Origin of the sequence: Cyanobium sp. A1C-AMD (assembly GCF_024346495.1) — a bacterium.
GTDB lineage: Bacteria > Cyanobacteriota > Cyanobacteriia > PCC-6307 > Cyanobiaceae > Cyanobium_A > Cyanobium_A usitatum.
The window spans coordinates 1-9,067 of sequence record NZ_JAGQDB010000088.1; the positions used below are offsets into that span (position 1 = coordinate 1).

The 9,067-nt window shown below is 63.8% G+C and carries 12 protein-coding genes and 2 pseudogenes; 7 read left to right on the forward strand and 7 right to left on the reverse strand.

The window, feature by feature from the left end; genetic code table 11:
* The 3 genes and pseudogenes from KBY74_RS12040 to trxB all read left to right on the forward strand — a co-directional run.
* Positions 1–230 (forward strand): annotated as a pseudogene (locus KBY74_RS12040) (DEAD/DEAH box helicase); the annotation flags it as partial.
* A 124-nt stretch (positions 231–354) separates the two neighbouring features.
* A complete protein-coding gene (locus KBY74_RS12045; RefSeq protein WP_254942907.1) occupies positions 355–579 on the forward strand; it encodes a hypothetical protein in 225 nt (74 codons plus the stop codon).
* A gap of 143 nt (positions 580–722) precedes the next feature.
* A complete protein-coding gene (gene trxB / locus KBY74_RS12050; protein WP_254942908.1) occupies positions 723–2,102 on the forward strand; it encodes a thioredoxin-disulfide reductase in 1,380 nt (459 codons plus the stop codon).
* A 9-nt stretch (positions 2,103–2,111) separates the two neighbouring features.
* Here trxB and infA read toward each other — a convergent pair whose 3' ends face one another.
* Positions 2,112–2,378 (reverse strand): translation initiation factor IF-1, encoded by a 267-nt coding sequence (gene infA / locus KBY74_RS12055; protein WP_094560946.1) that lies wholly within the window; start codon positions 2,376–2,378, stop codon positions 2,112–2,114.
* A 197-nt stretch (positions 2,379–2,575) separates the two neighbouring features.
* Between infA and KBY74_RS12060 the strand changes: the two genes are divergently transcribed.
* Positions 2,576–3,259, forward strand: coding sequence for a pseudouridine synthase (locus KBY74_RS12060; RefSeq protein WP_254942913.1), 684 nt, complete (start codon positions 2,576–2,578; stop codon positions 3,257–3,259).
* A gap of 6 nt (positions 3,260–3,265) precedes the next feature.
* On the opposite strand, the gene KBY74_RS12065 is transcribed toward KBY74_RS12060, so the two are convergent.
* The 4 genes from KBY74_RS12065 to KBY74_RS12080 form a co-directional block, all read right to left on the reverse strand.
* Entirely contained in the window at positions 3,266–3,481 is a 216-nt protein-coding gene (locus tag KBY74_RS12065; protein WP_254936629.1) for a hypothetical protein, read from the reverse strand.
* Positions 3,482–3,546: 65 nt separating this feature from the next.
* On the reverse strand, positions 3,547–4,509 hold the full coding sequence (locus KBY74_RS12070) for an NAD(P)H-binding protein (protein ID WP_254942909.1): 963 nt from the start codon (positions 4,507–4,509) through the stop codon (positions 3,547–3,549).
* A gap of 80 nt (positions 4,510–4,589) precedes the next feature.
* Positions 4,590–4,691 (reverse strand): cytochrome b6-f complex subunit PetM, encoded by a 102-nt coding sequence (gene petM, locus KBY74_RS12075; protein ID WP_106633132.1) that lies wholly within the window; start codon positions 4,689–4,691, stop codon positions 4,590–4,592.
* A 23-nt stretch (positions 4,692–4,714) separates the two neighbouring features.
* A complete protein-coding gene (locus KBY74_RS12080; RefSeq protein WP_254942910.1) occupies positions 4,715–5,821 on the reverse strand; it encodes a N2,N2-dimethylguanosine tRNA methyltransferase in 1,107 nt (368 codons plus the stop codon).
* A gap of 58 nt (positions 5,822–5,879) precedes the next feature.
* Here KBY74_RS12080 and KBY74_RS12085 point away from each other — a divergent pair, with 58 nt between their 5' ends.
* Entirely contained in the window at positions 5,880–6,854 is a 975-nt protein-coding gene (locus KBY74_RS12085) for an alpha/beta fold hydrolase (protein WP_254942911.1), read from the forward strand.
* Between the two features lie 36 nt (positions 6,855–6,890).
* Positions 6,891–7,421 carry an acetolactate synthase small subunit gene (gene ilvN / locus KBY74_RS12090; RefSeq protein WP_106633134.1) on the forward strand — a complete coding sequence of 177 codons (531 nt, stop codon included), beginning with the start codon at positions 6,891–6,893 and terminating at the stop codon, positions 7,419–7,421.
* On the opposite strand, the gene KBY74_RS12095 is transcribed toward ilvN, so the two are convergent.
* Both KBY74_RS12095 and KBY74_RS12100 read right to left on the reverse strand, forming a co-directional pair.
* Positions 7,418–8,161, reverse strand: coding sequence for a peptidylprolyl isomerase (locus tag KBY74_RS12095; RefSeq protein WP_396123186.1), 744 nt, complete (start codon positions 8,159–8,161; stop codon positions 7,418–7,420). The two genes, ilvN and KBY74_RS12095, sit on opposite strands and share 4 nt — an antisense overlap.
* On the reverse strand, positions 8,161–8,712 hold the full coding sequence (locus KBY74_RS12100; protein WP_254942912.1) for a photosystem I assembly protein Ycf4: 552 nt from the start codon (positions 8,710–8,712) through the stop codon (positions 8,161–8,163). The genes KBY74_RS12095 and KBY74_RS12100 overlap by 1 nt, the downstream gene beginning before the upstream one ends.
* 229 nt (positions 8,713–8,941) lie before the next feature.
* Here KBY74_RS12100 and KBY74_RS12105 point away from each other — a divergent pair.
* A pseudogene (locus KBY74_RS12105) lies at positions 8,942–9,067 on the forward strand (photosystem II D2 protein (photosystem q(a) protein)); the annotation flags it as partial.

Here is a 9,067-nt window from a genome sequence, read left to right on the forward strand (position 1 = left end):
GGCAGCCGTCCTCTGTGTGCGCGCCAGCCGACCCATTGCTGATGAGCTACGCCCGCAGCTGGTCCCTCAGCGAGCCCTACCTGATCAAGCCGAAGCAAGTGGCTACAGAGCCTGTCTCAGTAGGCAGTGGCCAGGGAGGTTCCCTACCCCTGCAAGCTGTAGAAGCAAGGATCGGTGCTGTGATCAGCATGGGGCCGGAGCTACCGAGTTTTCTGCAGCGAACGGCCTGAAAACTGCTTTAGCGATACAAGGTTTAAGCGCAAATATGCGACGTTGTGTCAACCAATACCTTCCCAGGGCCCATAGCCCGGCAGCGTGGTCTGATCCAAGGGAGAGGGGAGCATGGATGCCGCAGTGAATCGCCGCCTAACCGTTGCTGTCAGCTGGGCTTTGGCCCGCCGAGCCACCCTCGACGCCCTCGAACATTTCGAAGAAAGCTTTGCGGTCACGGAGGAATTCCGAGAATGGCTGCTCTGCCTGGAAGAGCACCCGGAACTCCTTGCCGCAAGCGTGTTGATGGTGCCAAACGACCTGGGCCAGGGAATCCGGCCCACCAGCGACGGCATCCTGGAAATATGAGCCAATTTGAGATGCAAATCCGCAGCAGATTGCACTCAATTCTAAAGCAAATCTAAAGACATTTGCGCCCGAGGTGTCGGACCCTTCCTCCAAGCTGCCGCGCCGATCTCCTAGGCTCAACTCATAGTCAATCCGCTTAAGCAATGACGGTTTCGGGGCTTTCGGTCGAAAACCTGGTGATCGTGGGTTCAGGACCTGCTGGCTACACGGCCGCCATTTACGCCGCCCGGGCCAATCTCAGCCCTGTGCTGATCACGGGCTTCCAGGACGGTGGCATCCCTGGCGGTCAGCTGATGACCACCACCCACGTTGAGAACTTCCCCGGCTTTCCCGACGGGATCATGGGGCCGGAGCTGATGGACAAAATGAAGGCCCAGGCAGTCCGCTGGGGCACCCGTCTGATCGAGGCCGATGCCACGGCGATCGACCTGTCCCAGCGGCCCTACCGCATCACTGCCGAAGGCCAAACCATCGAAACCCAGGCCGTGATCCTGGCCACCGGCGCCAGTGCCAACCGGCTAGGGCTGCCAAGCGAGGAGCGCTTCTGGAGTCAGGGGATCAGCGCCTGTGCGATCTGTGACGGCGCCACACCCCAGTTCCGTCAAGCCGAACTGGCCGTGGTGGGTGGGGGCGATTCCGCCTGTGAAGAGGCTGTTTATCTGACCAAATACGGCAGCCAGGTGCACCTGATCGTGCGTGGCGACAAGCTGCGGGCCAGTGGCGCCATGGCCGATCGGGTGCTCGCCAACCCCGCCATCACCGTGCATTGGAACCGCCAAGTGGCCGATGCCAGCGGTGGCGACTGGCTCGAAGCAATCACCCTGACGGATCCCAGCAGCGGCGCCAGCGAGGAGCTGCCGGTTAAGGGACTCTTCTACGCCATTGGCCACACCCCAAACACCCGCCTAGTGCGGGGCCAACTGAAGGTTGATAGCCACGGTTACCTTGCCACCCAGGCAGGCCGCCCCGAAACCAGCTCGGCCGGTGTCTACGCCGCTGGCGACGTGGCCGATGCGGAATGGCGTCAGGGCATCACCGCCGCTGGGAGTGGTTGCCAAGCTGCCCTGGCCGCTGAGCGCTGGCTCACCCATCACGACCTAGCCGTCACGGTGAGCCATGAACCAATAGAACCGGCCACCGTCGGCGAACCGGTGCGCACTGCCACCAGCGACGCCGACAACTACGACGCCGAAGCCCTTTGGCAGAAAGGAGGATTTGCCCTGCGCAAGCTGTATCACGACAGCAGCAAGCCCCTGCTGGTCGTCTACACCTCGCCGACCTGCGGTCCCTGCCACGTGCTCAAGCCCCAGCTCAAGCGTGTGCTCGATGAGCTTGGCGGAGCTGCCCAAGGAGTGGAGATCGACATCGAGGCCGAGCAAGAAATTGCCAGCCAAGCCGGTGTTACCGGTACCCCGACGGTGCAGCTTTTCCACAACAAGGAGCTCAAGCAGTCCTTTAAGGGCGTCAAGCAGCGCAGCGAATTCAAAGCCGCGATTGAAGCCCTGTTAGCCGTTGCCGTCTGAAGAGTGCGCTTAACGACGCCTAGGCCCACCTGGGCGGTTGCCGCCGGGACGGGGGCCTGCAGCCGCATTGCGCTCCCGGTAGGTGATGCGGCCGCGGGTGAGGTCGTAGGGGCTGATCTCAACCAACACCTTGTCACCCGCCAGCAGCTTGATCCTGAATTTCGTCAGCTTGCCTGCCGCCCGGCAGAGACATTGGTGACCAGCCGGCTGCTCCAGGGTCACCAGGTAAAACCCGTTTCCCTGTTCTTTTTCAATCACACCGGAGGTCTCGATCATGCTGGGGCGCTGTCTGGAGGTTTAATCGTTCCAAATAGCTTAATTGCCGCCCGACAGGCGATAGGGTCTGGCTCACTTGTGCCGTTTTGGCTTCACCATGGTTTTGCCGCCGCTTTCGTTGGATCTGGGGCTGCTGCTGATCTCCATTGGTGTGGTGAACCTCTGGAAAGCCCGTCAAGCCAGCTGAACCCAGGCCGCTGACCACCCTTCTTTTCCATAAGCCCTACGGGGTTTTAAGCCAGTTCACGCCAGAAGCCGGCTGTGACTGGGGTTGTTTGGCGGAGTTCATCCCGATTCCGCAGGTTTATGCCGCCGGCAGGCTCGATGCCGATAGCGAGGGATTGCTGCTGCTGACCAGCAATGGCCGCCTGCAGCAGCGCCTCACCGACCCCCGCTTTGGCCACTGGCGCCGCTACTGGGTGCAGGTTGAAGGAGAGGCAGCTGCCCACCCTGAGGCTTTGGAGCGGCTGCGCAGCGGCCTTTTGATTCAAGGGCAGCGCACTCTGCCGGCTCGGGCCCAGGCGATCAGCGATCCAGGGCTGCCAGAGCGCACCCCACCGATCCGTCAGCGAGCCGCCATTCCCACCAGCTGGCTGCAACTGGAGCTGCAGGAAGGCCGCAACCGTCAGGTGCGTCGCATGACGGCCGCCGTAAATCTGCCCACCCTGAGGTTGCTGCGGGTCTCAATAGACCTGATGGACGGGGCCGCCCCGCTCGAACTCCATGGTCTGGCGCCGGGACAGTGGCGCGAGGTGGACGAAGCCGAAAGCCAGCGCCTCGAGCAGCTGCTTAAGCCGTCGCGGGCCATGGGAAAAATCTCACCTGGACGGGGCGGCCGCGCCGGCGGCGGGAAATCAGGGCGGGGCGCTGGGGGCGGATAGGGCGGCTTAGCCGAGCACGTCCTTGAGCTCGCGCACGCTCTGCAACTGGCCGTAGTAGTAGTTGGCACGGGCCCGCCGGTCAGCATCATCGAGGCCATCGAAAGCATCGAAGCCCAGGGTTTGCCATAGCTCGTGGCCGCAGGCCCGATTGAGCTCTTCGGTAGCCTCAGCCTCAAGGTTGGCTAAGCGGCGCTGCAAGTTTTTGATCTGGGCAACCGACATTCACTCTCCCAAGCAACCAAATAATAGTACAGGCGAACTGCCGGACGCAGTCGTGTGCCCCAGGCCTAGAAGGGAAGCTTCTTCTTGGCTTCCTTGTCGAGGTCAGACTCCATCTCGCGCAGGCGGCGCAGGATCGTGTCGTAGTACTCCTTGAGATAGCCCTCGAGGCCGGTGGTTTCAGCCGGATCGAGCCCGAAGGCCGCGTAGCTGGCCTCCATTGGTGCATCTAGAGCTGTGCCCCCACCGGTGACTGCCTCAAAAGCCAGCCGCTCGGCCACGTTGAGGCTGGCCTCAAAGAAGCCGGTCACAGAGCGCATCAACCCCAGCAAGGCAGGCGGCACCCGGAAAGTGCGGGCCTCCTTACCCGTGAACCGCTCACACAACTGGGTGATTTCGCTGGTGGTCCAGGCCCGGGGACCCACCACCGGAAAAGCCTGGCGCACGGTTTCCTCACGCTCCAGAGCCGCTACAGCAAAGCGGGCCATGTCCTGGGTGTTCATGTAAGCGATTGGGGTGGGCGAGCCACTCACCCAAACCGTCTGACTTTCCAGCACGGGAATTGCAAACTGACTGATCACTCCCTGCATGAAGGCAACGCCGCGCAGGATTGTGTAATCAAAATCCGAGGCCATCAGCCAGTCTTCGGCGCAGGCCTTGATGTCCATCAAGGGCACGTCGCGGTGCTGGTGCGCAGCTAGCAAGGACACAAACACCAGACGCTTCACCGAGGCGGCCTGGCAGGCGGCGAATAAATTCTGCTTGCCTTTCCAGTCGATGTCGTAAGCGCTGGCGGAATCCGTGGCGCGGGCAGTGGCCGCGTCTATTACTGCGTCCTGACCTTCCAGGGCATAGGCGAGGCTATCGGGCTCAAGCAGATCGCCCCGGGTTAGCTCGCAGCCCCATTCCTGCAGGAAAGCGGCTTTACGGGGAGAGCGCACCATGCAGCGCACCTGATGGCCTGCATCGAGGGCACGGCGGGCAACTTGCCGGCCCAGGGTGCCCGTTCCGCCAACCACCAAAACCTGCATTAGCAACCTTCAAGCGGGCCCGAGCCTAGGTGTCCGACGGGTCGAGCCGGGAGCAGGGGGTTCTGACTGGCCTTTGGAGCTCAGTCGTTGTCGGCCAGCTTCAACAGCAGGGCTCCGCCGGCAAGACCAACGGGGATGAGTATCCAAAACAAAGCTGCGGTACCGAAAATTTCAGCAGCCATGGCGAAGTGAAAGGAAGTCCATCCTATTTAGCAGTGTCAGTGGCCATTCCAACCAACTGAGCGGCGGTCTGCAGGATCTCGCCCCAGGCTGCATCGCTGCGCAGCTGACCCGGCATCACCCCACTGACCTGGGCCGACCAGCCCCCCGCCCGCAGGGCCGCCACCAGGCTGAGCAGCGGTGGCGCCCCCCCCTTGAGGCGGCGCGCGATCTCGGCCATCGGCCAGCAGCGGGCCGGCAGTCCCCTATCCGCAAGCAGACGGGCAAGCAGGCGAGCCCCCTCCGTACTCAGGCTTGCCCCTGGATCAACCTCAGCGAACGCCTGCATTTCAGCCAGCAGCTCAGGCTCCTGCAACGGGCCGATCCACAGAGGACCGCTGATCGCCAGCGGCGCAATCTCGCCGGCTGGGCAATGGCAGGGCTGCCACTGACGCAGGCGAATCAGTGGTTGCACCTGCTGATCGCCGCAGCCATGGCAGTGGGCCAGCATGCCGAGGTGATGCTCCTCCCCTGTCTCGCTGCGGCGGCGCAGGCGCACCGCGCTGCGAAAGGTGCGCCCTTCACTGAAGCTAAATAGGGGCTCGATGCCCCGGCCCAAGGCCCAGGCCGCTCGAGCCACGCTGCCAAGTTGCAGGCGCAGGGCCAGCTCCCAGCTGGCGGGATGGGCCCGGGCCGCCGCCCCCAGCAACCGGATCGCAGCCGGGCGGTCGTGGCCGGTGGGGGAGCGGCCATCGGTGCTGGCTAGGTAAAGCACACCGCCGAAGGACACCGCCTCCAGCGCTAGGGGCAGCAGGGCCGTGGGGCAGCCAAAGCCATCCAGGTCTAGGAGCTCGAAACGCTCCTGGCGCTGCAGGCAATCCGCCAGCAGGTGCTGGGCAGTAAGGGCGCTGCAACGCAAACCCGCCAGAGATGCCAGGTTTTGACGCAGCAAAGGCAGCCGATCCGGATCAGCGTCGTTAGCCCACACCGCCTCGGCTCCAGCCTCCAGGCCATAGCGCAAGGCCCGGATGCCGCAGCCGGCCATGGCATCGAGCACCCGCAAGGGGCCGCGGGCCGCCAGCGTGCGGGCGAGCAGCACCCCCAGATCCCGAGAAGGACGCGACTCCGGCCTAAAAAAACCGGCACCGGGCAACAGGCGAGCCCGTCCTTCGCAATAGTGAGCGTCGGTGTGCTGGCTCAGGAGATCAACCGTGGCTGCAACAGTCCAGCCTGCACCTCCACCCGCGGCGGACGGCAGCTCAGGGGCGGAGTGGGGCATACACGCCGATTGGCTCTGGCGAGGTGAGCGCTGCCACTGGCGGGTGCTGGGTGAAGAACATGCCCCGGCCCTGGTGCTTGTGCATGGCTTCGCCGCCGGCAGCGGCCACTGGCGCCGCAATGCTGCGGTGCTTGCTGCAGCCGGCTGGCGGGTTTACGGCATTGATCTAATCGGCTTCGGCGCCTCAAGCCAACCGTCCCTGCGACTGGACAACCGCCTCTGGGCCAGGCAGCTGCAGGCCTTTCTCGAGCAGGTGGTGCAGGGGCCAGCCGTGCTGGTGGGCCATTCCCTCGGCGGCCTGGTGGCCCTCAGCTGCGCCGTGTTTTTTCCCCAGCTGGTGCGAGCCGTCGTGGCAGCCCCCCTACCCGACCCAACCTTGCTGCTGGCTGACAACAGCAGCCCACCCCGCCGCCGGCCCTGGCAACGCCGGCTGCAGCGCTGGCTCGTGACCCTGCTCTGCCGGCTGCTCCCCCTGGAGCTACTGGTGCCCCTGATTGCCCACTCGCCCCTGCTGGATTTAGGCATTCAGTCGGCCTACAGCGAAGCGGTGATCGGCGACAGGGACCTGCACCGGCTGATTGCCAGGCCAGCCCGGCGGCCTGGAGCGGTGCGGGCCCTGCGGGCGATGAGCATCGCCATGGCCCTGCGGCCCCACGGGGCCACCGCCCCAGCCCTGCTGCGAAGGCTGGGGCGTCCCCTGCTGTTGATCTGGGGGCAGCGCGACCGACTGGTGCCCGTTCAGGTGGCCCAGCAGGTGCGGCGGCTGCGGCCCGAGCTACCCCTAACGGTTCTGCCTGGCAGTGGCCACTGTCCCCATGACGAACATGCCGACGCCTTTAATGCCGCCTTACTTCAATGGCTTGACCAATTGCCAGCCGCCGAGACCCTTTCTGGGCCTGGGCGGTAACTTGGAATGCAGCCAGCGCCACGGGTCCCTCAGGAGATGAAACACACCCTTTCGGTGTTGGTGGAAGACGAATCCGGTGCCCTCAGCCGCATCTCAGGCCTATTCGCCCGCCGCGGCTTCAACATTGAAAGCCTGGCGGTGGGTCCCGCTGAAAAGGCTGGCATTTCCAGGCTCACCATGGTGGTCGCAGGCGACGATCACACCCTCGAGCAGATGACAAAGCAGCTCGACAAGCTGGTCAACGTGCTGGGGGTGATTGATCTATCCCACATACCTGCCGTGGAGCGGGAACTGATGCTGCTGAAGGTGTCGGCTCCTGCCGAAACCCGCAGCGCCATCCTGGATCTGGTGCAGGTGTTCCGCGCCAATGTGGTCGACGTGGCCGATGACGCCTTGACGCTTGAGGTGGTGGGCGATCCGGGCAAGCTCGTCGCCCTCGAACAAGTGATGGAGAGCTACGGCATCCTTGAAATCGCCCGCACCGGCAAGGTGGCATTGGAGCGGGCTTCGGGCGTCAACACGGCTTTCCTGAAGGTCACCGCATCAAGCAAGCGGGTACCCGCCTAGGGATTTCCCTTAACCAACTTCCCGCCTGACACCAGCGTGGCCTTGACGATCTTGTCGCCCTGGCTGATCTGGTCGACCACCTCCATGCCCTTACTCACCCTGCCGAAGACGGCGTAGCGGCCATCCAGTTCAGGCAAGGCCTGCAGGGCTACGTAGAACTGGGCGCTGGCGGAGTTGGGATCGGCGGAACGGGCCATGGCAACAGCTCCGCGTTGATGGGCCAAAGCCAGTTGGCGGGTAGCTCCTGGGGCCGTCACAGGCTCGCCATAGCGGGGTTCTGGTTCGTCGCTGCGCTTGATCTCCAAGGGAATCAGACGGGGTATTCCCGTGGCTGGATCCACAAAACTGCCCAGGCCGTGCTGGCTGGCTGGCACCTTTGGATCAGCGCTGGTGGGGTCGCCGCCCTGCACCACAAAAGGCACCGGCTCGCGCACAACTCGATGAAAAGCGGTGCCGTTGTAGACGCCACGCTGAACTAGATCAACGAAATTGCCCGCCGTCAGCGGCGCGGCAGCACCATCTAGCTGCAGCTGCACCTCACCCTTGCTGGTCTGCAGTGCGACTGTGGCCGTACCGCTGAGGCAGGGGGTGCTGGCGGTGCTGCAACCCACAGGGCTGCTGCCACCATCAGCCGCACAGGCGACCAGAGATAGGGGCGCTAGCAACAACAAACCCCCCAGGAGCCAGCGACTCCACCAGTTGCCAGTCATCAAATTGCCAGTCTTCAGGTTGGTATTCATCAAACCCCCTCCAGCGGCACGCCCAAAAAGCGGGCAAGTTGGGCGCCAGACAACTCCAGATCGGCCAGGGGCATGGGCTCGCCAACCCTGGTCAAAGGCATATCCCGCCTGCCCTGCACCTTGAGGGCCAGGCGACGCCGAGGATTAAGGCCATCGCGCACCTCCACCTTCACCGCCTGAATCTCCCGCAAAGGGATATCCACCGTGATCTCTTGGCGAAAGCCGCGGCGACTAATAGTTGCCACACCAGCATCCCGATCAAAGCGGTTGCTACCCGCGCCAACGTCGATGCCGATCACAACCCAGAGGTAGGCACACAGCGCCATGGCGGCCAGCCCATAGAGCCCCATGACCAACCCCTGGGGCAGCCAAGCCAGCTCGGCGGGGTGGCCGATCGGCAGCAGGTCGGTGCCGAGATAGCTGGAGACACTGGTGAGCAGGAAGCCGATCCCGCCAGTGGTCACCACCAAGGCAACCAACACATTGGAAAGGCGCCTTGAGCCCAGCACCGGCAGCTCAAGCAAGGGGGCAGGAGCCTGGGGGGAGGCCATGACCTGGAGCAAGGAATGGCGCCATCCTGACCGGTCGTCGGGGGAGCTGGGCTGATCAAGACCAAGCGCTCAGAACTGAAGCAAAAGACAGTCAGAAATCAGCTGCGAAAGCCCAGCGAGAGAAAGCCATGTCAGCCCGTTTCAACCGGTCTCGCGATCCGCTTCAGCGTTGTTACCATCGCCCGGTAATCCCACAGCCTCCGCGGGTTTCCCGCACCGTTTCATCATCATGACGATCGCTGTAGGGCGCGCGCCAGCAGCACGGGGATGGTTCGACGTCCTCGATGACTGGCTCAAGCGCGACCGCTTCGTATTTGTGGGGTGGTCTGGTCTGCTCCTGTTCCCCACGGCCTAT

Coding starts and splice junctions, on each gene's coding strand:
- KBY74_RS12070 (WP_254942909.1), bottom strand. CDS start 4,509: ATGCAGGTTTTGGTGGTTGGCGGAACGGGCACCCTGGGCCGGCAAGTT.
- ilvN (WP_106633134.1), top strand. CDS start 6,891: ATGAAACACACCCTTTCGGTGTTGGTGGAAGACGAATCCGGTGCCCTC.
- petM (WP_106633132.1), bottom strand. CDS start 4,691: ATGGCTGCTGAAATTTTCGGTACCGCAGCTTTGTTTTGGATACTCATC.
- KBY74_RS12100 (WP_254942912.1), bottom strand. CDS start 8,712: ATGGCCTCCCCCCAGGCTCCTGCCCCCTTGCTTGAGCTGCCGGTGCTG.
- infA (WP_094560946.1), bottom strand. CDS start 2,378: ATGATCGAGACCTCCGGTGTGATTGAAAAAGAACAGGGAAACGGGTTT.
- trxB (WP_254942908.1), top strand. CDS start 723: ATGACGGTTTCGGGGCTTTCGGTCGAAAACCTGGTGATCGTGGGTTCA.
- KBY74_RS12095 (WP_396123186.1), bottom strand. CDS start 8,161: ATGAATACCAACCTGAAGACTGGCAATTTGATGACTGGCAACTGGTGG.
- KBY74_RS12065 (WP_254936629.1), bottom strand. CDS start 3,481: ATGTCGGTTGCCCAGATCAAAAACTTGCAGCGCCGCTTAGCCAACCTT.